The sequence below is a fragment of the Mesorhizobium sp. M7A.F.Ca.US.006.01.1.1 genome, from assembly GCF_003997935.1.
GTDB lineage: Bacteria > Pseudomonadota > Alphaproteobacteria > Rhizobiales > Rhizobiaceae > Mesorhizobium.
Genome location: NZ_RZQL01000106.1, coordinates 1 through 23,029 on the forward strand (window position 1 = coordinate 1; position 23,029 = coordinate 23,029).

Below are 23,029 nucleotides of genomic sequence, written 5' to 3' on the forward strand. Positions count from 1 at the left end.
GTGGTCGAGCCAGACGACGGTGTCCCAGCGCTTGTCGCCCGTGACCGAGACACTGAGCTGGCTGCCTTGCCGGTCGCGCACCACCAGCGAACAGGTGGCATCGAAGGAGATGCCGACGATGTCCTCAGGCTCGACACCGGCTTTTTCGCGGGCAGCGCGCACGGCGGTGCAGACGGCCGACCAGATATCGCGCGAATCATGCTCGGCGTGATCGGGCTTCGGCTGGTTCATGGCAATCGGCCGGTCGGCGCGGCCGAGCAAGGTGCCTGTGGCGTCGAGAATGCCCGCGCGAGCGCTCCCGGTGCCGACATCGACCGCGCAAACGAACTGTTTCGTCAAGATGCTCTGTCTCTCGCTCCCAGGCCTGCAATCAGATCGGGCAATTGCAGCATGTCAGCGAATATAAAGTCCGGCTCACTCGACGCAAGCCGCGCTTTCAAGGTCGGGTTGCCGGCATGCGAGCCGCCGGTGAAGGCGAGCACGCGCATCCCTGCCGCCCGCGCAGCAATGATGCCGGCCGGGCTGTCCTCGACGACGAGGCATTTGCGCGGATGGGCCCGCATGCTGGCGGCGGCATGCAGGAACAGATCCGGCGCCGGCTTTCCCTTGGCCACCATGGTGGCACTGAACAGATGCGGCTCCATCAGCCCAAGCAATCCGGTGACGTCGAGCGCGTAGCGGATGCGGTCGAGCGTGCCCGAGGACGCGACACAGTACGGCACCCCAAGCTTGGGCAGCATCTTCCTGACGCCGGCGATCGGCTTCAGCTCCTCGCGGAATTTGCGCATCAATTCGACGCGCATCTCGGTCAGGTGCAGGTCGGTGATATCGAGCCCGAAGTCGCGGCCGAGGATCTCGCGCACGCTTTTCATGCTCTTGCCGAGGAAATGCTCGTAAGCGGCATCCTCACTGACGCTGCCGCCGGCAAGTTTGACCATGCCGAGCAGCGCCGAGACGGAGAGCGCCTCGCTGTCGACCAGCACGCCATCGCAGTCGAAGATGACCAGTTCAGGCGTCATGGCGGCGAATGGCTCTCAGAGCTTGCCGGCGAGGTAGCGCGTCAGCGTGGCGCGCGCGCCATTCGCCCACAGAACGTTGAGCGCATGGGCGAAGGCCTCGACAAACGCCGTCGCGCGGCCGACATCGCCATAGATGTCCTCCATGGCAAGCCAGGCGGCGGGAGCGTCCTTTGCAGCTTTTGCCGTGGCCTGCAGCCGGTCCCAGCTCGGGTCGTTGGGCTCGATGACGGCGCCGCTGTCCGTCGTGCCGAAGCAGTAGCGGCACCACAATGCCGATTCCAGCGCCAGGCCGGCGACGCTTTTTCCGGCCTTCAGCCGGTCGGCGATGGTCGGGATGATGAATTTTGGCTGGCGGTTGGAGCCGTCGAGGCAGAGCCGGCGCACCGTGTCGCCGATCTTGGGATTGGAAAAGCGGCTCTCGATGAGCTGGTAATAGTCTTCCAGGACCGTGTCCGGCACCGGCGGCACGGTCGGGATGATTTCTTCCCGTTCGAGCTTGGCCAGAAAGCCGCTCACCAGCGGCTCCTGCATCGCCTCATGCACGAAATGAATATCCATCAGGCCGGCCGGATAGGCGATAGTGGCATGGCCGCCATTGAGGATGCGGATCTTCATCAGTTCATAAGGCGCAACGTCTTTGACGAACTGCACGCCGACCTTTTCCAACGGCGGCCGGCCATCGGTGAAATGGTCCTCCAGCACCCATTGCCGGAACGGCTCGCAGAACACCGGCCAGTTGTCCTCGAGGCCGAAATCCTTGGCCAGGATGCCGCGTTCGCGGTCGGTGGTGGCCGGCGTGATGCGATCGACCATGCCGTTCGGAAAGGCGACATGCTCGCTCACCCAGTTCGCCAGATCCTCGTCGATCAGGCGGGCCAGGCCGATGACGCCGTCCGAGGTGACATGGCCATTGTGGGGAATGTTGTCGCACGACATCACCGTGAACGGCACGGTGCCCTCGTCGCGGCGGCGCACCAGTCCGGCAAGGATGATACCGAACACCGTCTTCGGCGTGGCGCCGGCCTGCGCGTCGGCGACGATGTCGGGATGGGTCGGGTTGAACACGCCGGAGGCCGGGTCGATGAAATAGCCGCCTTCGGTGATGGTCAGCGAAACGATCTTGATCGCCGGATCGGCGAGCCGTTCGATGATGCCGGCGGCATCGCCGGGCATCAGGAAGTCAATCATGGCGCCGGTGACGCGGGCGCTCATATGGCCAGAGTCCTGCTCGACCACGGTGGTCAGCCAGTCCTGCTCTTCCAGCTTGGCGCGGCCGATCTTCTCGCCTTCGAACACGCCGGCGCCGACCAGCGCCCAGTCATGGCCGATGCCCGCATTGAACAGATCGTCGAGATAGACGGCCTGATGCGAGCGGTGGAAATTGCCGACGCCGAAATGCACGATGCCGGCCTTCAGCGTCGCGCGGTCATACTTCGGACCTGTGACGTTGGCGGGCAGCTTGGAGAGGTTAGAGGACGAGAGTTTCACGGTCATCTGTTTTACCCTTTGGCCGGGTTTCGGCCTTCGTTACGCCCTCTCCCGGTCGGTGAGAGGATAAGGGGGCACTTGCTACGCGGCCTCTGATGTCGGCCTCTGCTCCCCGCGGAGGGACGGGGAGCAGGGGCCGTCCCCCGCGCTCAACTCATCCACTGGCCGCCATCGACATTGTAGGTCTGGGCGACAATGTATTCGGCGTCGCTGCTGGCGAGAAACACCGCCATGCCGGTGAGGTCCTGCGCCGTGCCCATGCGGCCATACGGCACCGCCTCGCCGACCAGTTTCTTCTTCTCGCCCCTCGGCCGGTTCTCATATTTGGCGAACAGCGAATCGACGTGATCCCAGTGCTCGCCGTCGACGACGCCAGGGGCAATCGCGTTGACGTTGATGCGGTGCTTGATGAGGTCGAGCCCCGCTGACTGGGTCAGCGAGATGACGGCGGCCTTGGTGGCGCAATAGACGCCGACCAGCGCCTCGCCGCGGCGCCCGGCCTGGCTCGCCATGTTGATGATCCTGCCGCCCCGGCCAGCGGCGATCATCGAGCGGGCGGCCGCCTGCAGCATGAACAGCGTGCCGGCGACATTGACGGAAAACAATTTGTCGTAACTTGCCTTGGTGATCTCGACGATCGGCGCCAGGTCGAACAGGGCGGCGTTGTTGATCAGGATATCGAGGCCGCCGGTCTTCGTCTCGACGGCTTTCACCGCCGCTTCGATCGAGGCAAGGTCGGTGACGTCGAGCTTGACCGCATAGGCCTTGCCGCCGATCTCGGCGGCGGTCTTCTGCGCCGCCTCGAGATTGATGTCTGCGATGGCGACGGTGGCGCCTTCGCCGGCATAGGCTTCGGCGAAGGCTCTGCCGATGCCACGGGCCGAACCGGTGATCAGCGCGGATTTGCCGGCCAGTCTCATGTTCACATCGCCTTTCCGTCGGCGCCGAAGCGATGCAGCTTGGCCTTGTCTGCTGTCAGGTAGATGGTGTCGCCATGATGGACGGCGAGTTCGCCGTCGGCGCGCACCGTGAGCGGACCGACGCCATCGGCCTGGACATGCAGGAAGGTGTCGGAGCCGAGATGCTCGGCGACGCCGACGACCGCCTTCCATTCGCCCGCCGTGGTCGAGATCTCCAGGTGCTCGGGACGGATGCCGATGGTCTCGGCGCCGTTTTTGGCAGCCGGCGCGCCTTCTATCAGGTTCATCTTCGGCGAGCCGATGAAGCCGGCGACGAACAGGTTCTTCGGCGTCTTGTAGAGCTCCATCGGCGAGCCGACCTGTTCGATGTTGCCGGCGTTCAGCACGACGATCTTGTCGGCCATGGTCATGGCTTCGACCTGGTCGTGGGTAACGTAGATCATGGTGGTCTTGAGCTGATGGTGCAGCTCGCTGATCTCCAGCCGCATGGTGCCGCGCAGCGCCGCATCGAGGTTGGACAGCGGTTCGTCGAACAGGAAGGCGGTCGGCTGACGCACGATGGCGCGGCCGATGGCGACGCGTTGGCGCTGGCCGCCGGAAAGCTGGCCGGGCCGGCGTTCGAGATAGTTGGTCAGGTTGAGCACGCGCGCCGCGTCTCCCACCTTCTTGTCGATAGTGGCCTTGTCCTCACCGGCCATCTTCAGCGGGAAGCCGATATTCTTGGCCACCGTCATGTGCGGATAGAGTGCGTAGGACTGGAACACCATCGCCAGCTTGCGCTTGGCCGGGGCCTCGCCGGTGACGTCGCGGCCGTCGATGTTGATGGAACCGCCGCTGGTGTCCTCCAGCCCGGCGATCAGCCGCAGCAGCGTTGACTTGCCGCAACCCGACGGGCCGACGAAGACGACGAACTCGCCATTCTCGATCACCAGGTCGAGACCGGGGATGATGGACGTCGCTCCGAAGGATTTGGAGACGTTCTTGAGCGTGATGTTTCCCATGATTTCCTCCCCGAGGGGTTATTTCTGCCGATTGCTTCGGGCAATTCCGTTATTTCACCGCACCACCAACTATTTGACCGCACCAAATGTCAGGCCGCGAACCAGCTGCTTCTGGCTGAACCAGCCCATGATCAGGATCGGCGCGATGGCCAGTGTCGAGGCGGCCGAAAGCTTGGCCCAGAACAGGCCTTGCGGGCTGGAGAACGAGCTGATGAAGGCGGTCAGGGGTGCGGCTTCCGTCGTCGTCAGCCGGATTGTCCAGAACGCCTCGTTCCAGGCCAGGATGATGTTGAGCAGCATCGTCGAGGCGATGCCCGGCACCGCCATCGGCGTCAGCACATAGACGATCTCGTTCCACAGCGATGCGCCGTCCATGCGCGCCGCTTCCAGGATCTCGCCCGGTATTTCGCGGAAATAAGTGTAGAGCATCCACACCACGATCGGCAGGTTGATCAGCATCAGCATGATCATCAGGCCGATGCGGCTGTCGAGCAGTCCGGTGTCGCGGAAGATCAGGTAGATCGGGAACAGCACCGCGACCGCAGGCATCATCTTGGTGGACAGCATCCACATCAAGATGTCCTTGGTCCGCTTGGTCGGCGAGAAGGCCATCGACCATGCCGCCGGTATGGCGACCAGCAGGGCCAGGATGGTCGAGCCGACCGAGAGCAGCACCGAGTTGAAGAAGAATTTGAAGTAGCCGCTTTGCGCCTGAACCTCGGCATAGCTCTCGAACGTTCCCGACGGGATGATGCTGAAGCCCTGGATGGCTTCCTGCTCCGACTTGAACGAGGTGATGATCGTGTAGAGGATCGGGAAGAAGATCAGCAGGGCGACGATCCAGGCGGCAACTGTCGCAATCGTCTTGTGCTGGGTGGTGACTGAGCGTGCCATCGTGCCTCCCTTACTTGTCCAGGTTCTTGCCGACGGCGCGCATGGCGAAGAAGGCAACGATGTTGGCGAGAATGACGGCGATCACGCCGCCGGCGGATGCCTGGCCGATTTTAAATTCCAGCAACGCCTTCTGGTAGACGAGGAAGGGCAGGTTGGTGGAGGCGTATCCCGGGCCGCCATTGGTGGTGACGAGGATCTCGGCATAGACGGAGAGGAGGAAGATCGTCTGGATCAGGATGACGACCGTGATGGCGCGCGACATGTGCGGCAGCGTCAGATAGATGAAGCGGCTGACGAAGCCGGCGCCGTCCATCTCGGCGGCTTCCTTTTGCTCACCGTCGAGCGACTGCAGTGCGGTCAAGAGGATGAGCGTCGCGAAAGGCAGCCACTGCCAGGCGACGATGATGATGATCGCCAGCATCGGATGTTGCCCGAACCAGTCGATCGGCTGGGCCCCGAAGAAGCGGGCTATATCGGCGAACACCCCGTATTGCGGGTGCATGATCATGTTCTTCCAGACCAATGCGGCCACCGGCGGCATGACGAAGAACGGTGAGATGACGAGGATGCGCACGATGCCCTGGCCCCACATCGGCTGGTCGATCAGCAGCGCCAGAAGGATGCCGCCGATCACTGTGATCAGGAGCACGCTGACCACCAGGGTGAGCGTGTTGAGGATCGACTGCAGGAAGGCCGGGTTGGAATAGAACAGTGCGTAATTCGAGAAGCCGACAAAGCCGTCGCGGATCGGATTGAGCGGGTTGTATTGCTGGAAGGAGAACCAGATGGTGATGACCAGCGGCACAATCATCCAGACGAACAGCAGCACCACGGATGGCGCCATCATGAAACGGGCAAGCGAACGGGTCTGCTGAGTAGCCATGACGGTCACCCTTCACTGGTCAGACAGAATTTTCAAAAGGCGTTAAAGGCGGCCGCCCGAACTGGGAACTCGGGCGGCCGTTGCCGGTCAAGGAGGCGACCGGCAGTCGGCACCGGGAGGAGCCTTACTTGATGTATCCGCCTTCGGTCATTGCCGCGGTGGCAGCGTCCTGGGCCTGCTTCAGCGCGTCGTCGACGCTCGACTGGCCGGCAAGCGCCGCCGAGAAGAGCTGGCCGACCGTGGTGCCAAGACCCTGGAACTCAGGGATGGCGACGAACTGCACGCCGACATAGGGCACCGGCTTGACCGTCGGATGCGTCGGATCGGCGGCGTTGATGGAGTCCAGCGTCATCTTGGCGAACGGAGCCGCCTTCTGGTACTCGGCATTGGCATAGAGCGAGGAGCGCGTGCCCGGAGGAACGTTGGCCCAGCCTTCCTTCGAAGCGACGAGCTCCGCATAGTGCTTGCTGGTCGCCCAGGAGACGAACTTCTCGGCGGCATCGGCCTTCTGCGTGCCGGCGGGGATGGCCAGCGACCAGGCCCACAGCCAGTTGCCGCGCTTACCCAGGCCATTGTCGGGCGCCAGCGCATAGCCGACCTTGTCGGCGACGGTCGAGTTCTTCGGGTCTGAAACGAAGGACGCCGCGACCGTGGCGTCGATCCACATGCCGCATTTGCCCTGCTGGAACAGCGCCAGGTTTTCGTTGAAGCCGTTGGAGGAAGCACCCTCGGGGCCGTCGGCCTTCATCAGGTCGACATAGAACTGCAACGTGTTCTTCCATTCCGGCTGATCGAACTGCGGCTTCCAGTTTTCATCGAACCAGCGGGCGCCGAAGGAGTTCGACATGGCGGTCAGGAAAGCCATGTTCTCGCCCCAGCCGGCCTTGCCGCGCAGGCAGACGCCGTTCACGCCATTGGCGCGGTCGGTCATCTTGTCGGCGGCCTGCTTGATGAAGTCCCAGGTCGGCGCGTCGGGCATCTTCAGCCCGGCCTTGTCCATCAGGTCCTTGCGGTACATGACGAAGGAGCTTTCGCCGTAGAAGGGCGCGGCATAGAGCTTACCGTCGACCGAAAGGCCGCCGGCAATGGCCGGGATGATGTCCTTGGCGTCATAGTCGTCGCCGAGCTTGTCGAGCGGCAGGAGCCAGCTCTGCTTGGCCCAGATCGGAACCTCATAGGTGCCGATGGTCATCACGTCGTACTGGCCGCCCTTGGTGGCGATGTCGGTGGTGACGCGCTCGCGCAGCACGTTTTCCTCAAGCGTAACCCAGTTGAGCTGGATGTCGGGGTTCGCCTTGGTGAAGTCCTCGGTCAGCTTTTGCATGCGGACCATATCGCCATTGTTGACGGTGGCGATGGTGATGGATTCGGCATGTGCGGCGAACGCAAGCGTGCTGGCCGACAACAAGCCCAGGGTGAGCGTGCGAAGTTTCATCAAATTCCTCCCTTGAACCAAGATGAGCATTTGCCTTGGCTTTGGGCAATTACTCACTTGGCGTGAATTATGTCAAGTCGGATTCGATGCTGCAGCGCAGCACCCGGGCGACACCGCGGGCCGGGAAGAGCGGAAATTGCCAGGGCGAGGATCGTCTTGGCCGCATGCAGTGAGGCAACAGCGGATAGATCTGCGAGAACCAGGTGCAGCCCGGAAGCTTGCCGGTCAGCAGGCGATCTCGGCCAGCAGCCAATCGCGGAAGGCACGGATCTTCGGCACGTTGCGGCGCGCCTCGGGGTAGACCAGCCAATAGGCATGGCCGTCGTCGCCAACCAGATCGAAAGGCTGGATCAGGCGCCCGTCGGCGAGTCCGCCTTGAACAGCGCCCTGGTCAGGATCGCGACGCCATGACCGGCGATCGCCGCATTGGCTTCGTAGGCCTGCGCGCCCATGCTGCTGCCGGGCCGCTTGGCAAGATCGTGCGAGTGCACACCGGCAGCCTCGAACCATTGCGTCCACCAGATGTCGCCGGGATCGAGGATCGGCAGTCGCAACAGGTCCGCCGGTTCCCTGACACTGCCGATGCTTGCAGCGAGCTTCGGGCTCAGCATCGGCGTGAAATCGGCATCGAGCAGCTTGTAGGCTTCCAGCCCCGGCCATTTGCCGCCGCCCGACCGGATGGCGAGGTCGACATCCTCGCGGGCGAAATCCGTCAGCCGGCTCGACGTTTCGAGCCGCACGGCAAGGGAGGGATGAGCGATCTGGAATGACCCCAGATGGTGCGCCAGCCAGTTCGAGGCAAAGGTCAGCACCGTCGTGACGCACAGCAATCCGTCGGCGCCGCCACGCGCCGCCGCATAGGCCTGGCCGAGAATGGCAAAGGCCTCGCTGACCGCCGGCGCGAGGCGCTGTCCGGCCTCGGTGAGTGCGATCTGGCGCGGCCGGCGCAGGAACAGCGGCGCACCGACCCGTTCCTCCAGCACCTTGATCTGATAGCTGACCGCCGCTTGCGTCATGGCAAGTTCCTCGGCCGCCTTGGTGAAGGAAAGATGCCGCGCCACCGCTTCGAACACCCGGATCGCCTGCAACGGCGGAAGCTGTGAAACCTGCCGAGAGCTGAGGTCCGGCATAAAGCCTCCTTATGGGTCCTTATCGACGTTCGATTGGCAAAGGCTGCCGTCAAGACCGACATTCCCAGTCAACCCGTCATTCGGGTTCACGATAGCGAAGGTTGACGATCATGACCATGGCGCAGCAAAAATGCACTCCCGCTCCGGATCACCGCTGGATTTCGTGGCTGACAGACGGATTCGGCTGGTTCGCGGCCAAGAAACGGGTACATCTCGACATCAGGGACCTGTCGCCGCATCTGCAGCGCGATCTCGGTTTTCTCGATGGCAACGACCCTTTCGGGCGGCACAGCTAGCGCGGTTGGTTTTATCGCAAATCAGTTGTGGTTCCGGTCAGATGCTAGCCAGCAGGGCGGCGGCGGTTCGCTCATCGGTGATGAGGCCATTGATCAGCCGCCGGTTGGCGGCCGCCAGGATGCCCGGCAGCTTTCGTTCGCCCATGGCCAGTGCGATGACCAGCGATTTTTCGCGTGACGGCAGCGACGCCGACGACACCCGGTCGTTGGTGATGCCTTCGATCATGCGGCCTTCCCTATCGAACACCCAGCCGACGATCTCGGCGATGCCGCCGGCCTTCTGCAGCGCCTTCAATTCGCTCTCCGAAATGAAGCCGTCCTCGTAGAGCGGCGCCTTGGGGCCGAGATCGCCGATGCCGATGAAGGTGACGTCGGCTTCCGCCGCCAGCGCCAGCGTCGGCTGGATCATCGGCTGGTTGAGGAGCATCTCGCGCTCCTCCGGCGACGAGGCGATGACCGGCAGCGGCATCGGGAACGAGCGCGCCTTGACCCTGTCGGCCATGGTGAAGATGACGTTGTAGAAGGCTGCCGAGCCGTCCGGCGAGATGTTGCCGGTCAACGACACCACCTTGTGCTGCGGGCATTCCATCGGCGGCAGCTGCTCGATCGCCGCCTTCAGCGTGCGCCCGGTGCCGATCGCCATGACGATCGGGGTCGGCGACCGCAGCCGCCGTTCGATCTCGGCGGCAGCCGCCTCGGCGATGCCGATCGTGGTCGAGGACGAATTGGGGTCGCTCGGCACCACCTCGACCAGATCGAGCGCAAAGCGCGATCTCAGCCGTGCCGCCAGATCGAGGCAGTTGGCGATCGGATGGTCGACGCGAACCTTGATCAAGCCCTCCGACACCGCCAGCGACACCAGCCGCTGCGCCGTTTGCCGCGAGATGCCGAGCGTCGAAGCGATCTGGTCCTGTGTGTTGCCGGCAACATAATAAAGCCAGCCGGCGCGCGCCGCATCGTCCAGCCTGTTGCTGCCACCATCCTGCCGGCTATTCAAAGTCCTGCCTCCCGAGACCGCCGGTCATGAGAGCGGCCTTTGCCCACTTTCGCAGGGAACGGCCTGCTGCGCAATTGTCAATCTCGGGGGCAATTGCTTGCTGTTCCTCGGCGTAGGCACGGCCCAGTTTCTCGTCCCCCACGATGCCTGCGTCGCCAAGGAGAGTTGGCCGCGGTCCCGGCAGGCGGCTCCTTCTTCGGTCCCGAAGGTTTATCTCCCGGCTCAAACCCTTTAAGGGATGGCAAAAAGGAGCCTCGCATGACGCCGAAAGCGGTTTTCTGGGACATGGACGGCACGCTGGTCGACAGCGAACCGCTGCACGAAGCAGCCCTGGTGGCGGCAATGCGCAATGTCGGCCTTGTCCCGCCGGACGATCTGCATGAGCGCGTGCTCGGCGTCGCCGCCTGGCCGGTCTACGAGATGATGCGCGACGAGTTCGGCCTGGCCCTGCCTTTCGACGACTGGATCATGCGCAAATACGAACACTACCTGCCGCTGGTGGAGAGCTTGAAGCCGCGCCCCGGCGCGATCGAGATCTTCAACGAACTGCGTGCAAGAGGCATCCAGCAGGCCGTGGTCTCGAATTCGGACCGGATGATCGTCGACGCCAATCTGAGCATGGTGGGCCTGATCTACCCCGGCATGAAGACGATCAGCCGCAACGACGTGCGCGAAGGCAAGCCGCATGCCGAGCCGTTCCTGCGCGCCGCCTATCTGGCCGATGTCGACCCTGTGCACGCCGTGGCGATCGACGACAGCTGGCCGGGCGCCATGGCGGGGCTGGCGGCGGGCATGAAGACGATTTTCTGGCCGGAAAGGCCGATGGAAGGACCACCCGGCGCCGTCGTCATCAACAGCGCCGAACAGCTCCGGGCAGAACTAGGCCTGTAAGGCAATCAGTTCCGATAAACAGGTTCCTGCTCGTCGAGGATCGCCTTCAATTCGCTGAGATGGCGTTCGGCCTGGCCGGGATAATCGTCCATCTCGCTCGCCGCCTTTTCGGCGATCGCGTCGGACAGTGTGCGCAGCGGGCGGCCGGTCCACAGCGCCTTGATGTAGGTCTCGGCGGCGCGTTCGAAATAGAACATGCGGTTGAAGGCATCGGCGACCGTGTCGCCGATGACCAGCACGCCGTGATTGCCCATCACCATCACCTTGACCTTGGGGTCGACGAGAAGCTGCGAGCAGCGCTCGCCCTCCTCCTCGAAGGCCAGCCCGCCATAATGCGCGTCGACGACATGGCGGTTGAAGAACATCGCCGAATTCTGGTCGATCGGCGGCAATGTCGAGTCAGCGAGCGATGCCAGCACCGTGGCGTGGATCGAGTGTACATGCATGACACAGCGCGCGTGGCGCACATTGCGATGGATGGCGCCATGCAGCCCCCACGCCGTCGGGTCGGGCGCATTGGGGCCGGAGAGCGTTTCTGGATCGTTGGCATCGATCATCAGAAGGTCGCTGGCCTTGATGCGCGAGAAATGCACCTGGTTGGGGTTCATCAGGAACTGTGTGCCGGCATCATTGACGGCCAGCGAGAAATGATTGGCCACCGCCTCGTGCATGTTGAGCCGTGCCGTCCAGCGAAAGGCGCAGGCGAGATCGACGCGCTCCTCATAGAAGGGCAGGTTGGTCAGCGTTTCCTTCTGCAGACGGGCAAGGCTCATCGAAAAATCCTCCGGTTTCGGCAAGAATGCCGTGGCCAGTCGATCCCCGCAACCGGTTTTGGTTGGTGCAGGGACAGCTGTTTCACGCCACCGTGCTGGCAGCGGCAGCGCCGGCTCGCAGGCCGCCATGCTCGATGATGAAATCGATCACCTCCTGCAGTCCCTTGCCGCGCGACAGGTCGGTGAAGCCGAACGGCCGCTTGCCGCGCATGCGGCCGGCGTCGCTCTCCATGACATCGAGATTGACGTTCACGTAAGGAGCAAGATCGCTCTTGTTGATCACCAGGAAATCGGAGCGGGTGATCGCCGGCCCGCCCTTGCGCGGGATCTCCTCGCCCTGGCAAACCGAGATGACATAGAGCGTCAGGTCGGCCAGATCCGGCGAGAAGGTGGCGGCGAGGTTGTCGCCGCCGGATTCGATGAAGACGATGTCGAGATCCGGGAATTTCCTGTTCATCTGCGCGATCGCCTGCAGATTGATCGAGGCATCCTCGCGGATGGCGGTGTGCGGGCAGCCGCCGGTCTCGACACCCATGATGCGATCCTCGGGCAGCGCCTGCAGCCGCGCCAGCATCATGGCGTCTTCCTTGGTGTAGATGTCGTTGGTGACGACGGCGATGGAAAACTCGTCGCGCAGCGCCTTGCACAGCTTTTCGGTCAGCGTCGTCTTGCCCGAACCGACCGGGCCGCCAATGCCGACGCGCAGCGGACCATTTGTCTGTGTCATGCGGGAAACTCCGTGATGGCGAGGATGGCAAAGCCGAGCCCGATCAACAGGCACAGCGGCGAATAATAGCGGACATCGAGCCGCGCGAAAGGCTGTTCCGGCGTCAGCCGCCGCCACCATGGCGTGAAGCCGGCAATGCCGCGCCCCAGGAACACCAGACCGATGAGCAGCGCGGTGGCGGCGAGGCCTTCCCGGGGAAAAGGCGAGGCAAAGACGCCTATGAGCGCCAGCGGCCACAGCGTCGCCAGGCACAGGCACGCGGCAACAGCAAAGCTGGCGAACGGCGTCGGCATCTCATCGACGCCGCGAAAGCCGACCACGGCGCGAGCGCAGGAGGCCGCATCCTTGCCCGGCCAGATGCCGCCAAGGCCCCAATAGGCGTGCAGCGCGGTAACCAGGAGTAGGACGGCCGAAAGCGAGAAGGCGAGAAAAGTCATGAGCGGAACAATCGCGAATACTGGGTTTCGTGCTTCATCGCCATGACATCGGAGACGAAGGCGCAGCCGCCGAGACTGTCCAATGTCGAGCGCGCGGCGCGGCTTGCGGTCAACAGCGCCTGCGGCTCGAAGCCGGCTAACAACATGGTCGCGCCGCTCTGGCCGACGATGCCAAGCCGGATCGCTGCCTGCACGAGGCTGGAGAAGAAGGTTTGCAGGAAGGCGGACAGCGCATCCTGAAGCGCGATGCCGTTGCCGCCGGCAATGGCGCCGACGGCGACGCAATAGGCGCATTCGGCCGGCAAGCGTGCCAGCACCGGATTAGGCCAGGCTGCCGCCGCTTTGAGGAAGGCCGCACCCTGAAGCATGGTCTCGGTATGGCGTTCGCGCGAGCCGGCCAGCGCCTCGGCGAGTGCCGCCACTTCATCGAGATCACCGGTGCCGCGTGCCCGGCGCCAGCTTTCGGCGAACAGCATGGCGTCGTTCCAGCCCGAACCGATCTCGACAAGCGTTTCCAGCCAGTCGGCCAGGCTCCCGGCATCGGCAACCAGCCCGTCATGCACCGCACGCTCGAGACCATGGCTGTAGGAAAAGCCGCCGACCGGGAAGGCAGGCGACAGCCACGCCATCAGCCGCAGCAGGGCGATGTTCGAAGGCTGGTCAGTCATGATCGTGGTGATGGCCGGCGTGACTGTGCGAATGCGACTCGCTATGAGAATGGCTGTGCGCTTCGGCGTGGCTGTGCGCATGCGCATGGCCGTGATCGTGGCTTTGCCCACCATGGCCGGAATAGGCGCCGCGCACCGGCTTGAATGGTTCGGAAACGTCGGTCACCGTGGCGCCCAGCCCCTCCAGCATCGCCTTGATGACATGGTCGCGCAGGATGAGGATACGCCCGGCCTCGATGCCTGCGGCGAGATGGCGGTTGCCGATATGCCAGGCGAGTTCGGCCAGATGCACGGTGTCGCGGGCGCGGATGTCGTAGACCTCTTCCGGCGCCGCGGTGATCTCGACATGGCCGCCATCCTCCAGCACCAGCCGGTCGCCATCGTTCAAGGCAACGGGTTCGGGCAAGTCGACCAGCACCTTGCTGCCGTCGGCAAGTTCGATGGCCCGGCGGCGCAGATGCCGCTCGTCATGGGCGAGAATGGCCCGGCCGGACGGTAGGGTGGTTCCGGCATGGCCGGCGGACAGCACCGAGACGGCGCGCGGGAATTTGGTGAAGTCGGTGTTGAGGTTGAGTTTCATTTCATGGATTCCCCATCTGCTTGTCCCCGCACACGCGATCCGACGGCCTCGTACATGTCGAATCCTGCCTTTCCCAACACGCTAGACCGTCGCGTTCGTTCAGACGATGGTGTCGAAGAGCCGCAGGATGAACGATATCTGGTAGATAAGCGCCGCCGTCACGAAGGCGATGTGGAAGCGGCGGTCGCGCATCAGGATCGCGATGATGCAGAGCGCGACGAAGACAGGCGTGCGGAACAGATACTCGCTGCCGAAGCGGGCGAAATGCTCCGGCCCCTTCAGCAGCGTGTCGATCACGTCGAGCAGATAGGTCGCCGCCAGCAGGCCGAAGAACCAGGCACGGCGCGAGTAGAAGAAATCCTCGTAGCTGGTGTAGTCCAGCATCGAATCGGGAAACAAAAGCGCGCACAGCAGGAACAGCGTGATCGCGTAGAAGATGATGAACAAATATTTGCCGAAGGTCCAGGTTTCGATGGCGTAGAGGCCGAACTCCCACCACCAGAAATGCACCAGCATCAGGAGCACCGAGACGACCCAGGCCAGATGCACGGTATAGAGCTTGTACTGGCCGGGATGCTGGACGATGCGTGCCACCCCCGACAGCAGGCGGGCGACGCCAAGTCCGATCACCATGCCCATGACGATGCGGATGTGCGGAAAGATGTCGTGGGCGGAGGCGATTTCGGTGGTCATGCTCGATCACAATGCAGCTGTTGGTCGGCCGCATATTGCTGCCTGCCACCAAGGGCTGCAACGGATAATGCTCGCCCGGTCGAATCGCCGCTTCAGAACAGAAAATACCGCTGCGCCATCGGCAGCACCGTGGCCGGCTCGCAGGTCAAAAGCTCACCGTCGGCACGCACCTCGTAGGTTTCGGGATCGACCTCGACATGCGGCGTGGCGTCGTTGAGCACCATCGAATGCTTGCCGATGCCGCCGCGGGTGTTTTCGACGGCGACGAACTGCTTGTCGACACCGAGCCTGCCGTGCAGGCCGGATTCGAGCGCGGCTTTCGAAACGAAGGTCACCGACGAGTTGGTCCTGGCCTTGCCGTAGGCGCCGAACATCGGCCGGTAGTGCATCGGCTGCGGCGTCGGGATCGAGGCGTTGGGGTCGCCCATCGGGGCGGCGGCGATCATGCCGCCGATCAGCACCATGTCCGGCTTGACGCCGAAGAAGGCCGGGTTCCACAGCACCAGGTCGGCGCGTTTGCCGACCGCGATCGAGCCGATATCTTTCGACAGTCCATGCGCGATGGCCGGGTTGATGGTGTATTTGGCGATGTAGCGGCGGACGCGGAAATTGTCGTTGTTGCCGGTCTCCTGCGGCAGCGAGCCGCGCTGGCGTTTCATCTTGTCGGCGGTTTGCCAGGTGCGGATCGCCACTTCGCCGACACGGCCCATGGCCTGCGAATCCGACGAGATGATCGAGAAGGCGCCGATGTCGTGCAAAATGTCTTCCGCCGCGATGGTCTCCTTGCGGATGCGGCTTTCGGCAAAGGCGATGTCTTCGGGGATCGACGGCGACAGATGATGGCAGACCATCAGCATGTCGAGATGCTCGGCCAGCGTGTTGACCGTGTAGGGCCGCGTCGGATTGGTCGAGGACGGGATGACGTTGGGCAGGCCGCAGACCTTGATTATGTCGGGTGCGTGGCCGCCGCCGGCGCCCTCGGTGTGGAAGGCATGGATGGTGCGGCCCTTGATCGCCGCGACCGTGTTTTCGACGAAGCCGGATTCGTTCAGCGTATCGGTGTGGATCATCACCTGCACGTCGTAATCGTCGGCGACCGACAGGCAGCAGTCGATGGCCGCCGGCGTTGTGCCCCAGTCCTCGTGCAGCTTCAGCGAACAGGCGCCGCCCAGCACCATTTCCTCGAGTGCTGCGGGCAGGGAAGCATTGCCCTTGCCCGACAGGCCGATGTTCATTGGAAAGGCGTCGAAGGACTGGATCATGCGCGCCATGTGCCATGGCCCCGGCGTACAGGTGGTGGCCAGCGTGCCGTGCGCCGGACCCGTGCCGCCGCCGAGCATGGTGGTGATGCCCGACATCAGCGCTTCCTCGATCTGCTGCGGGCAGATGAAGTGGATATGCGCGTCGAAGCCGCCTGATGTCAGGATCTTGCCTTCGCCGGCGATGATCTCGGTGCCGGGGCCGATGATGATGGTGACACCGTCCTGCGTGTCCGGATTGCCGGCCTTGCCGATGGCCGCGATGCGCCCGTCGCGAAGCCCGATATCGGCCTTGAAGATGCCGGCGCTGGCGTCGACCACCAGCGCGTTGGTGATCACCGTGTCGACGGCGCCCTGGGCCCTGGAAACCTGGCTCTGGCCCATGCCGTCGCGGATTACCTTGCCACCGCCGAATTTCACCTCCTCGCCATGGATGGTGAGATCCTTCTCGACCTCGATGAACAGTTCGGTGTCGGCAAGGCGCACTCTGTCGCCGACCGTCGGGCCATACATCTGCGCATAGGCGGCGCGGGTAATTCTGGCCATCAGCGATTGCTCCCGAAATGCGGTTTGCCGAAACGTGGTTGGATTGAAGCGCGGCTGCACATTGCTGCCATCCTATGGTCACGCAATGACCTGCTGGGCGACACCTTCTGATCCCATTTGGCGGTTGAGGTTAGGGGGTCACCCCAGACCGACCGTTTGCCAATCGATGGAAAGGAAAATCCATGCGCAAAACGATAGTTCTTGCCGCCGCAGCCAGCCTGATGCTGGCGGGCGCCGCCAGTGCCCAGCAGCAACCCGCGCCACAGCCCACTCCGGCGCCGGCAACGCCTGCTCCAGCCACGCCCCAGGCTCAGCCGGCGGTACCGACGATCCAGAGCGTCAACATCGTCGACATCACGGAACTGCCAAAGGACACCCAGACGCAGGTCAACCAGGTGATCGCCCAGCGCGGCGATGACGGCTTGAAGAAACTGCGCAGCTCGATCGACGCCACACCCAAGGTGAAGTCCGCGCTGGAGGCCAAGGGAATGACCTCGGCGCAGGTGGTCGCGGCCAGTATGGAACCCAATGGCGCACTGACCCTGATCACCAAGAAGGCGAGCTGACGCCACGGCACGGCGGGCCGGCATCCGGCCGGCCGGCCGCATCGGGAAAGGAACCTTCGCCGGGCGGGATTCGTTTTGTTCTTTTCGCGCTAACCCGCGCCCCGAAACGATTTCTCTCAGGAGCGAGCGATGGCGATCACTTTCTCGACCAGAATGCAGGCAGTCGCCGCCATGGCGTTCCTGGCGGCTGCCGGTCCTGCTACCGGATTGAAGGCGCAAGGGCTGGAAAGCACGGAGACCGTCAACCGCATCGTCGGCTCGCAGGTCAAGCAGGAAGAGACCAAGGCCACCACCGAGGCCGCAAACGTCAACACGGCGATCGACCGCACGCGCGAAAACATCGGTACGGTGCGCAAGACGTCCAAGCTCGACAAGGTCGACATCGTGTTCCTCACCGACGCCGCGCGCAGCGAAGGCGGCCCGCCGCCGGAGATCGAAAGCAAGGTCAAGCAGCATCAGGACGACATCACCGAGCTGCGCAAGGAGATCGAGGCCAACGCGCTGCTGTTCAACGCCATCGAATCGCGGCGCGTGCAGGCGCAGGATGTCCTTGCCGTCGAATTCGACGATCCCGGAAAGATCGTCATCTACGCCGCGGCCAAGCCATCGAACTGAGCTGAGCGCGCCGAAAGATCTCACAGCTTGAGATCTCACAGCTTGCCCATCACCTTCTGCTGAAATCCGTAGACCTCGCGTTTGCCGCCGAGTGGCACCAGCGTGACGTCGCGCTCCTGGCCCGGCTCGAAACGCATGGCGGTGCCCGCGGCAATGTCGAGACGCATGCCCCTGGCGCGCTCACGGTCGAATTTCAGCCCCTCATTGGTCTCGAAGAAATGGTAGTGGCTGCCGACCTGGATCGGCCGGTCGCCGCTGTTGGCGACTTTCAGGATGACGGTCGGCAGGCCCTTGTTGAGCTCGATGTCGCCGCCCACCGTGATGATTTCACCGGGGATCATGGTCACCCTCACACGATGCCGAAGGCGAGACCGATGCCGATCGCCGCGCAGGCCGCACCGGCAGCGCGGGCCAGGGCACGGAACCGGATGCCGAGACTGAGACCGGCGGCGATGCCGGTGGCATGCAGCAACAGCGTGGCGATGGCAAAGCCGGCCATGTATTCAAGCCCACCGGCATTCTCCGGCACCTCGGTGCCATGCGCGTGGCCGTGGAACAGCGCGAACAGGCCGATGATGGCGACGCCGGCCGAGACCGGCAGATCGATCGCCAGCGCCACCAGCAGCCCGAGCGTCACGACCGATGCCAGTATGCCCGGTTCGACGAAGGGCAGCGGCATATGCAGCATGCCCAGCGCGCCGCCGACCAGCATGACACCGACAAAAGCCGCCGGCCAGGCAAGAACCGCCTTGCCGCCCTTGATCGCCGCCCACAGTCCGACCGCGATCATCACCGTCATGTGATCGAGCCCGGAAAGCGGGTGCATGAAGCCGGCCGTGAAGGAGGAGGCCGTGCCGATGCCGACATGGGCATAGGCCGGCATGGCAGCGGCCAGCAGCAGGATCGCCGACAGGCAGAGGCGTTTGGCCGACATCATTTTAGCGGGCATCATTCTATTTGCCTTTCGTTTTGATAGGTCTGGTGTTTACGCCGCCTTGCGGGGGCCGCAGCCTTCGGCCTTGAGAACGCGTCTGCTCGACGCCGGATGTTTCTTCAGCATTGCCACTGGCCGGATCGGCCGCGCCGAAAAACCACCGCCGCAATTGGGGCAGATGCCGCCCAACACCTGTTCCACGCATCCGGCGCAAAAGGTGCATTCGAAGGTGCAGATCAGCGCATCCGTCGCTTCAGGCGGCAGGTCCTTGTCGCAGCACTCGCAGTTGGGACGCAGCTCCAGCATCCTGTCCTCCCTCAGCGGATCGGTTCGTGCACGGTCACCAGTTTGGTGCCGTCGGGAAAAGTCGCCTCGACCTGCACGTCATGGATCATCTCGGCGATGCCTTCCATGACTTGCGCGCGGCTGACGACATGAGCGCCGGCTTCCATCAGTTCGGCGACCGGGCGGCCGTCGCGGGCACCCTCGACGACGAAGTCGGTGATCAGCGCGATCGCTTCCGGATGGTTGAGCTTGACGCCGCGTTCGAGCCGCTTGCGCGCCACGATCGCCGCCATGGCGATCAGCAGCTTGTCCTTTTCCCTCGGCGTCAGGTTCATGCGTTTCCCTGGATTGGTAGAGACAGGCCTATAGTGACCATAATTTGGGCAACCCCGCCCTTCCGTTGAGCAATTCGACGAGTGGAACCAGCCGCTGGCGCAGCCGGTAGCCGTCCCCGGCGTAGAGCCTCGCAAGAAGCTTGCCAGATTTCTTCACGCTCCAGGCGCTGGCGCTGCCTTGGTCGCCGACGATCTCCAGAACCCGGTCGAGCAGGGCCTCGGCGCGCGGCGACACCAGAAGCAGCGTCGCCACCGCGATCGCGCCGCCGGCAACCGCCGGGCGATCGAGCCTGGCGGCGATATCGGGTCCGATGCGGAAATCCTCGGCATGAACGAGGGCGCCATCCTGGCGCACACGCCAGCGGTCATGGAAGTTGCCCTGCGTGGCGCGTTCGCCCATCGCCAGGCGGCCGAAGACGGCGGCTTCCAGCACCAGCGCCTCGGCGCCGACGGCAAGCTCGACGTCGAGCGTGCGGGCAAAGGCTGCCCGGTCGAAGACGATGGTTTCCTGCGGTAGCCAGGCGATGCGGCCGTTCTCCCCGACCGACAAATTGACCCGCACTTCGGCACGGTCGGATGCCGCCCGGTAGATCTTCTCGCAGGCCTGCGTGGTGATTGATGCCGAAGCGGCTGCGCCGACATCCACGTCCCATGCGATACGGTCGCCGCCGGTCATCCCGCCGGCGGTGTTGATCAGCACCGCCTCAAACGGATCGGCCGAGACGGCCGGCATCCTTATCTTGGCGGCGCCGTCCTGATAGAGGCGCCGCAGGCGCGTGCGGCCCTCGCTGAGCGCGCAGGAAAGCCGCGCGACGCCCGCAACGCGCTGCGTCGAAATCCCGCCATGTTCGCCCATATCCATGCCTGCACGTTAAGCACTCCGGCGGCTTTGTCGATACGGAGTTCGATATAGCTTGTTGCTTGACAACGTTTCGGTTTCTATAGAGGGAACCACCTTGGTACGGTCATGCTGCGCTTGGCGGGGGTATTAAACGACGGCGGCGGCTTGATACCAGGAGAAAAAGGGGCGCTGCTCAGTTGGCGTCGGGAAACGCGAGATAGTGGGGAAGGAACCGAATGGCCGACCAGCTGGCAACGGATATCATCGCGAAGATCAAGGCTCATGCCGAGCCGGGCGGCGAAGAAATCACCACCACCACCGAATTGACCTCGCTTGGCATCCATTCGCTCGAGCTGACGGAGATTATCTTCGATCTTGAGGAAGAGTATGGCATCGAGATCGAGATGAACACGGTCGACGCCTGGAGCAATCTGAAGAACGTCGGCGACATGGTCGAAGCTGTGCGCGCGCTGATCGCGAAAAAAGCCTGAACTGAATGCGGCAGCGCGTTGTCATCACAGGCATGGGCGGCATTTGCGGGCTCGGCACCAGCGCGCCCGCGATCTGGAACGAGATGCGCGCCGGCCGCTCGGCCATCGGCCAGATCACAAGTCCCCAACTGCATGATTTGAAGGTCAAGGTCGGCTGCGAAATCAAGACGCTTCCCGATCACGGCATCGACCGCAAGCAGACCGTGTCGATGGACCGCTTCAGCCTGCTGGCGACGATCGCGGCCAGGGAAGCCATGCAGCAGGCCGGCCTGGTTTCGAATGAAGCCACCACCTATCGGATGGGCACCGTCGTCGGTGTCGGCGTCTGCGGCTGGGAGGCGATCGAAGAGAGCTATCGCGCCATCCTGGTCGAGGGCAAGAACCGCGCTGGTATCTTCACCGTGCCAAAGGTCATGCCAAGTGCTGCCTCCGGCCATGTCAGCATGAATCTGGGCCTGCGCGGCCCGGTCTTCGGCGTCACCTCGGCCTGCTCCTCATCCAACCACGCCATCGCCTCGGCCGTCGACCAGATCAGGCTTGGCCGCGCCGACGTGATGGTCGCCGGCGGCACCGATGCGCCGCTGGTCTGGGGCATCCTGAAGGGCTGGGAAGCATTGCGCGTGCTGGCGCCCGACACCTGCCGGCCCTTCTCGGCCGACCGCCAGGGACTGTCGCTCGGCGAAGGCGCCGGCATGGCGGTCCTGGAAACGTACGAGCACGCCATGGCGCGTGGCGCCACCATCCTTGCCGAGGTCGCCGGCGCCGGCCTCTCCGCCGACGCCTCCGACATTGTCGCTCCGACCGTCGAAGGGCCGACGGCGGCCATGCGCGCCTGCCTGGCCGATGCCGGCTTCAATCCCGAGGATGTCGACTACCTCAATGCCCATGGCACCGGCACCAAGGCCAACGACCAGATCGAGACGGCAGCGATCAAGCGCGTCTTCGGCGACCATGCCTACAAGCTTTCGGTGTCGTCGACCAAGTCGATGCACGCCCATTGCCTCGGCGCATCGGGTGCGCTGGAGATGATCGCCTGCGTGATGGCGATCCGCGAAGGCATCGTGCCGCCGACGGCCAATTTTCGTGAGGCCGATCCCGACTGCGACCTCGACGTCACGCCCAATGTGCCGCGCGAGCGCAAGGTGCGCGCCGCGATCAGCAACGGCTTCGCGTTCGGCGGCACCAATGCCGTGCTGGCCTTCAAGGCCGTCTGAACAAGGCTGTCTGATCTAAGCGCGCCGCTCGACGCGAACCCTCTTCAGGAGTTTTCATGGCCGACCTGTCCGCCTTTCCGATCGCAACGCGTTGGCCGGCCAAGCATCCGGACCAGCTCCAGCTCTATTCGGCGACAACGCCGAACGGCGTGAAGATATCGATCGCCCTGGAGGAGCTCGGCCTGCCCTATGAGCCGCATCTGGTCAACATCGGCAAGAATGAAAGCTGGACACCGGAATTCCTGTCGCTCAACCCCAACGGCAAGATCCCGGCGATCATCGATCCGAACGGTCCGGACGGCAAGCCGATCGGACTGTTCGAATCCGGCGCCATCCTGCTCTACCTCGCTGAAAAGACCGGCCTGCTCATGCCCATTGATGCCGCGCGCCGCTACGAGACCATCCAGTGGGTGTTCTTCCAGATGGCTTCGGTCGGGCCGATGTTCGGCCAGGTCGGCTTCTTCCACAAATTCGCCGGTCGCGAGATCGCCGACAAACGCCCGCTGGAGCGCTATCGCGACGAATCAAAGCGGCTGCTCGGCGTGCTCGACGGCAGGCTGAAGGGGCGCAAGTGGATCATGGGCAATGACTACACCATCGCCGACATCTCGCTGCTCGGCTGGGTGCGCAACCTGATCGGCTTCTACGAAGCGCGCGAACTCGTAGGCTTTGACGATTTCGTCCATGTCGGAACATGGCTGGAGCGTGGCCTGGCGCGGCCGGCGGTGCAAAAAGGGCTGACCATCCCGGCCAAGGGATAGTCGAACAGCCTCCGAAAGTGCGGCTATTTCGCCTTCGCTTTGGCCTTCGAACCGCCTTTGCCCATGACGGAAGCAGCGAGCGACGCAGCGCCTCTGGCCGCCACCATGACCGCGCCGGCAGCGACGTTGGCCGTGGCCTTGGCCGTGCGCATGGCACTGCCGCTCAGCGAATCGCCAGTATTTGCCGGCTTTCTAGGCTTCGCCGCTTTCGGCGCAGCCTTGGCCGCGGCCGGCACCACTTTCTTCGGCGCTGCCTTGCCGAAGGCCGGCTTGGCGTCCTTCGAACGGGCCGTCATCGCCGGGCCGGCGCCGGCCTTGGATTGGGTCGCCTTGCCCTTGGCGGGCGCGGG

General features: G+C 63.8%; 29 protein-coding genes and 1 pseudogene. 7 read left to right on the forward strand and 23 right to left on the reverse strand.

Annotated features, from left to right (window positions below; translation table 11 throughout):
* The 9 genes and pseudogenes from EN943_RS19110 to gcvA all read right to left on the reverse strand — a co-directional run.
* The coding region (locus tag EN943_RS19110; protein ID WP_245475907.1) for an FGGY family carbohydrate kinase at positions 1-339 on the reverse strand (339 nt) is incomplete at its 3' end.
* A complete protein-coding gene (locus tag EN943_RS19115) occupies positions 336-1,019 on the reverse strand; it encodes an HAD family hydrolase (protein WP_127414169.1) in 684 nt (227 codons plus the stop codon). The genes EN943_RS19110 and EN943_RS19115, both read right to left, overlap by 4 nt.
* 15 nt (positions 1,020-1,034) lie before the next feature.
* On the reverse strand, positions 1,035-2,513 hold the full coding sequence (locus EN943_RS19120; protein WP_127414170.1) for a mannitol dehydrogenase family protein: 1,479 nt from the start codon (positions 2,511-2,513) through the stop codon (positions 1,035-1,037).
* 143 nt (positions 2,514-2,656) lie between these two features.
* Positions 2,657-3,427, reverse strand: a complete 771-nt coding sequence (locus EN943_RS19125; RefSeq protein WP_127414186.1) for an L-iditol 2-dehydrogenase — start codon at positions 3,425-3,427, stop codon at positions 2,657-2,659.
* Between the two features lie 2 nt (positions 3,428-3,429).
* Positions 3,430-4,428, reverse strand: coding sequence for an ABC transporter ATP-binding protein (locus tag EN943_RS19130; RefSeq protein WP_127414171.1), 999 nt, complete (start codon positions 4,426-4,428; stop codon positions 3,430-3,432).
* Positions 4,429-4,497: 69 nt separating this feature from the next.
* On the reverse strand, positions 4,498-5,322 hold the full coding sequence (locus tag EN943_RS19135) for a carbohydrate ABC transporter permease (RefSeq protein ID WP_023810705.1): 825 nt from the start codon (positions 5,320-5,322) through the stop codon (positions 4,498-4,500).
* Between the two features lie 10 nt (positions 5,323-5,332).
* The gene (locus tag EN943_RS19140; RefSeq protein WP_127397763.1) at positions 5,333-6,205 is read right to left on the reverse strand and encodes a sugar ABC transporter permease; all 873 of its coding nucleotides are present in this window, start codon (positions 6,203-6,205) and stop codon (positions 5,333-5,335) included.
* A gap of 124 nt (positions 6,206-6,329) precedes the next feature.
* Complete coding sequence (locus tag EN943_RS19145) at positions 6,330-7,640, reverse strand: sugar ABC transporter substrate-binding protein (protein ID WP_013528413.1); 1,311 nt, start codon at positions 7,638-7,640, stop codon at positions 6,330-6,332.
* Between the two features lie 225 nt (positions 7,641-7,865).
* Positions 7,866-8,770: pseudogene (gcvA, locus tag EN943_RS19150) on the reverse strand (transcriptional regulator GcvA).
* Positions 8,771-8,880: 110 nt separating this feature from the next.
* Here gcvA and EN943_RS19155 point away from each other — a divergent pair.
* Positions 8,881-9,066: a hypothetical protein gene (locus EN943_RS19155; protein WP_127414172.1), complete on the forward strand. Its 186-nt coding sequence runs from the start codon at positions 8,881-8,883 to the stop codon at positions 9,064-9,066.
* Between the two features lie 37 nt (positions 9,067-9,103).
* Here the strand turns inward: EN943_RS19155 and EN943_RS19160 are convergent, their stop codons facing one another.
* On the reverse strand, positions 9,104-10,063 hold the full coding sequence (locus tag EN943_RS19160; protein WP_013528410.1) for a sugar-binding transcriptional regulator: 960 nt from the start codon (positions 10,061-10,063) through the stop codon (positions 9,104-9,106).
* Between the two features lie 258 nt (positions 10,064-10,321).
* On the opposite strand from EN943_RS19160, the gene EN943_RS19165 reads away from it, so the two are divergent.
* Positions 10,322-10,954: an HAD family phosphatase gene (locus EN943_RS19165; protein ID WP_127414173.1), complete on the forward strand. Its 633-nt coding sequence runs from the start codon at positions 10,322-10,324 to the stop codon at positions 10,952-10,954.
* 5 nt (positions 10,955-10,959) lie between these two features.
* On the opposite strand, the gene EN943_RS19170 is transcribed toward EN943_RS19165, so the two are convergent.
* The 7 genes from EN943_RS19170 to ureC all read right to left on the reverse strand — a co-directional run bounded on the left by EN943_RS19170 (position 10,960) and on the right by ureC (position 16,640).
* Positions 10,960-11,727 (reverse strand): class II aldolase and adducin N-terminal domain-containing protein, encoded by a 768-nt coding sequence (locus tag EN943_RS19170; protein ID WP_127414174.1) that lies wholly within the window; start codon positions 11,725-11,727, stop codon positions 10,960-10,962.
* 82 nt (positions 11,728-11,809) lie between these two features.
* Positions 11,810-12,454: an urease accessory protein UreG gene (gene ureG, locus EN943_RS19175; RefSeq protein WP_127414175.1), complete on the reverse strand. Its 645-nt coding sequence runs from the start codon at positions 12,452-12,454 to the stop codon at positions 11,810-11,812.
* Entirely contained in the window at positions 12,451-12,891 is a 441-nt protein-coding gene (locus EN943_RS19180) for a DUF3995 domain-containing protein (protein WP_127414176.1), read from the reverse strand. The genes ureG and EN943_RS19180 overlap by 4 nt, the downstream gene beginning before the upstream one ends.
* Positions 12,888-13,559, reverse strand: a complete 672-nt coding sequence (locus EN943_RS19185) for an urease accessory protein UreF (protein WP_164778260.1) — start codon at positions 13,557-13,559, stop codon at positions 12,888-12,890. The genes EN943_RS19180 and EN943_RS19185 overlap by 4 nt, the downstream gene beginning before the upstream one ends.
* Positions 13,552-14,139 (reverse strand): urease accessory protein UreE, encoded by a 588-nt coding sequence (gene ureE, locus EN943_RS19190; protein ID WP_127414177.1) that lies wholly within the window; start codon positions 14,137-14,139, stop codon positions 13,552-13,554. Before ureE ends, EN943_RS19185 begins: the two co-directional genes overlap by 8 nt.
* 99 nt (positions 14,140-14,238) lie before the next feature.
* Positions 14,239-14,832 carry a hypothetical protein gene (locus tag EN943_RS19195; protein WP_127414178.1) on the reverse strand — a complete coding sequence of 198 codons (594 nt, stop codon included), beginning with the start codon at positions 14,830-14,832 and terminating at the stop codon, positions 14,239-14,241.
* Positions 14,833-14,924: 92 nt separating this feature from the next.
* Positions 14,925-16,640 (reverse strand): urease subunit alpha, encoded by a 1,716-nt coding sequence (gene ureC / locus EN943_RS19200; protein ID WP_164754403.1) that lies wholly within the window; start codon positions 16,638-16,640, stop codon positions 14,925-14,927.
* 179 nt (positions 16,641-16,819) lie between these two features.
* Between ureC and EN943_RS19205 the strand changes: the two genes are divergently transcribed.
* Together EN943_RS19205 and EN943_RS19210 are read left to right on the forward strand one after the other, a co-directional pair.
* Complete coding sequence (locus EN943_RS19205; RefSeq protein WP_027040031.1) at positions 16,820-17,203, forward strand: hypothetical protein; 384 nt, start codon at positions 16,820-16,822, stop codon at positions 17,201-17,203.
* 129 nt (positions 17,204-17,332) lie between these two features.
* A complete protein-coding gene (locus EN943_RS19210) occupies positions 17,333-17,818 on the forward strand; it encodes a hypothetical protein (RefSeq protein WP_127414179.1) in 486 nt (161 codons plus the stop codon).
* Positions 17,819-17,853: 35 nt separating this feature from the next.
* On the opposite strand, the gene EN943_RS19215 is transcribed toward EN943_RS19210, so the two are convergent.
* The 5 genes from EN943_RS19215 to EN943_RS19235 are packed head-to-tail and all read right to left on the reverse strand — an operon-like array spanning position 17,854 to position 20,228.
* The gene (locus EN943_RS19215) at positions 17,854-18,159 is read right to left on the reverse strand and encodes an urease subunit beta (RefSeq protein WP_127414180.1); all 306 of its coding nucleotides are present in this window, start codon (positions 18,157-18,159) and stop codon (positions 17,854-17,856) included.
* A gap of 8 nt (positions 18,160-18,167) precedes the next feature.
* Complete coding sequence (locus EN943_RS19220) at positions 18,168-18,755, reverse strand: HupE/UreJ family protein (RefSeq protein ID WP_127414188.1); 588 nt, start codon at positions 18,753-18,755, stop codon at positions 18,168-18,170.
* A gap of 48 nt (positions 18,756-18,803) precedes the next feature.
* Positions 18,804-19,058, reverse strand: a complete 255-nt coding sequence (locus tag EN943_RS19225) for a DUF1272 domain-containing protein (RefSeq protein ID WP_127414181.1) — start codon at positions 19,056-19,058, stop codon at positions 18,804-18,806.
* 11 nt (positions 19,059-19,069) lie between these two features.
* Positions 19,070-19,372 carry an urease subunit gamma gene (locus EN943_RS19230; RefSeq protein ID WP_015314510.1) on the reverse strand — a complete coding sequence of 101 codons (303 nt, stop codon included), beginning with the start codon at positions 19,370-19,372 and terminating at the stop codon, positions 19,070-19,072.
* Between the two features lie 28 nt (positions 19,373-19,400).
* The gene (locus EN943_RS19235; RefSeq protein WP_127414182.1) at positions 19,401-20,228 is read right to left on the reverse strand and encodes an urease accessory protein UreD; all 828 of its coding nucleotides are present in this window, start codon (positions 20,226-20,228) and stop codon (positions 19,401-19,403) included.
* Between the two features lie 221 nt (positions 20,229-20,449).
* Between EN943_RS19235 and EN943_RS19240 the strand changes: the two genes are divergently transcribed.
* The 3 genes from EN943_RS19240 to EN943_RS19250 are packed head-to-tail and all read left to right on the forward strand — an operon-like array spanning position 20,450 to position 22,679.
* Entirely contained in the window at positions 20,450-20,704 is a 255-nt protein-coding gene (locus tag EN943_RS19240; protein WP_013528393.1) for an acyl carrier protein, read from the forward strand.
* A 5-nt stretch (positions 20,705-20,709) separates the two neighbouring features.
* On the forward strand, positions 20,710-21,918 hold the full coding sequence (locus EN943_RS19245) for a beta-ketoacyl-[acyl-carrier-protein] synthase family protein (protein ID WP_127414183.1): 1,209 nt from the start codon (positions 20,710-20,712) through the stop codon (positions 21,916-21,918).
* 56 nt (positions 21,919-21,974) lie between these two features.
* On the forward strand, positions 21,975-22,679 hold the full coding sequence (locus EN943_RS19250) for a glutathione S-transferase N-terminal domain-containing protein (RefSeq protein WP_127414184.1): 705 nt from the start codon (positions 21,975-21,977) through the stop codon (positions 22,677-22,679).
* 23 nt (positions 22,680-22,702) lie between these two features.
* Here EN943_RS19250 and EN943_RS19255 read toward each other — a convergent pair.
* On the reverse strand, positions 22,703-23,029 hold a 327-nt coding region (locus tag EN943_RS19255), incomplete at its 5' end, for a hypothetical protein (RefSeq protein ID WP_127414185.1).

Coding starts and splice junctions, on each gene's coding strand:
- EN943_RS19235 (WP_127414182.1), bottom strand. CDS start 20,228: ATGGGCGAACATGGCGGGATTTCGACGCAGCGCGTTGCGGGCGTCGCG.
- EN943_RS19185 (WP_164778260.1), bottom strand. CDS start 13,559: ATGACTGACCAGCCTTCGAACATCGCCCTGCTGCGGCTGATGGCGTGG.
- EN943_RS19195 (WP_127414178.1), bottom strand. CDS start 14,832: ATGACCACCGAAATCGCCTCCGCCCACGACATCTTTCCGCACATCCGC.
- EN943_RS19220 (WP_127414188.1), bottom strand. CDS start 18,755: ATGATGTCGGCCAAACGCCTCTGCCTGTCGGCGATCCTGCTGCTGGCC.
- EN943_RS19240 (WP_013528393.1), top strand. CDS start 20,450: ATGGCCGACCAGCTGGCAACGGATATCATCGCGAAGATCAAGGCTCAT.
- EN943_RS19165 (WP_127414173.1), top strand. CDS start 10,322: ATGACGCCGAAAGCGGTTTTCTGGGACATGGACGGCACGCTGGTCGAC.
- EN943_RS19170 (WP_127414174.1), bottom strand. CDS start 11,727: ATGAGCCTTGCCCGTCTGCAGAAGGAAACGCTGACCAACCTGCCCTTC.
- EN943_RS19205 (WP_027040031.1), top strand. CDS start 16,820: ATGCGCAAAACGATAGTTCTTGCCGCCGCAGCCAGCCTGATGCTGGCG.
- EN943_RS19225 (WP_127414181.1), bottom strand. CDS start 19,058: ATGCTGGAGCTGCGTCCCAACTGCGAGTGCTGCGACAAGGACCTGCCG.
- EN943_RS19180 (WP_127414176.1), bottom strand. CDS start 12,891: ATGACTTTTCTCGCCTTCTCGCTTTCGGCCGTCCTACTCCTGGTTACC.
- EN943_RS19210 (WP_127414179.1), top strand. CDS start 17,333: ATGGCGATCACTTTCTCGACCAGAATGCAGGCAGTCGCCGCCATGGCG.
- EN943_RS19245 (WP_127414183.1), top strand. CDS start 20,710: ATGCGGCAGCGCGTTGTCATCACAGGCATGGGCGGCATTTGCGGGCTC.
- EN943_RS19120 (WP_127414170.1), bottom strand. CDS start 2,513: ATGACCGTGAAACTCTCGTCCTCTAACCTCTCCAAGCTGCCCGCCAAC.
- EN943_RS19115 (WP_127414169.1), bottom strand. CDS start 1,019: ATGACGCCTGAACTGGTCATCTTCGACTGCGATGGCGTGCTGGTCGAC.
- EN943_RS19140 (WP_127397763.1), bottom strand. CDS start 6,205: ATGGCTACTCAGCAGACCCGTTCGCTTGCCCGTTTCATGATGGCGCCA.
- EN943_RS19215 (WP_127414180.1), bottom strand. CDS start 18,159: ATGATCCCCGGTGAAATCATCACGGTGGGCGGCGACATCGAGCTCAAC.
- EN943_RS19155 (WP_127414172.1), top strand. CDS start 8,881: ATGACCATGGCGCAGCAAAAATGCACTCCCGCTCCGGATCACCGCTGG.
- EN943_RS19145 (WP_013528413.1), bottom strand. CDS start 7,640: ATGAAACTTCGCACGCTCACCCTGGGCTTGTTGTCGGCCAGCACGCTT.
- EN943_RS19250 (WP_127414184.1), top strand. CDS start 21,975: ATGGCCGACCTGTCCGCCTTTCCGATCGCAACGCGTTGGCCGGCCAAG.
- EN943_RS19130 (WP_127414171.1), bottom strand. CDS start 4,428: ATGGGAAACATCACGCTCAAGAACGTCTCCAAATCCTTCGGAGCGACG.
- ureE (WP_127414177.1), bottom strand. CDS start 14,139: ATGAAACTCAACCTCAACACCGACTTCACCAAATTCCCGCGCGCCGTC.
- EN943_RS19230 (WP_015314510.1), bottom strand. CDS start 19,372: ATGAACCTGACGCCGAGGGAAAAGGACAAGCTGCTGATCGCCATGGCG.
- EN943_RS19125 (WP_127414186.1), bottom strand. CDS start 3,427: ATGAGACTGGCCGGCAAATCCGCGCTGATCACCGGTTCGGCCCGTGGC.
- ureG (WP_127414175.1), bottom strand. CDS start 12,454: ATGACACAGACAAATGGTCCGCTGCGCGTCGGCATTGGCGGCCCGGTC.
- EN943_RS19135 (WP_023810705.1), bottom strand. CDS start 5,322: ATGGCACGCTCAGTCACCACCCAGCACAAGACGATTGCGACAGTTGCC.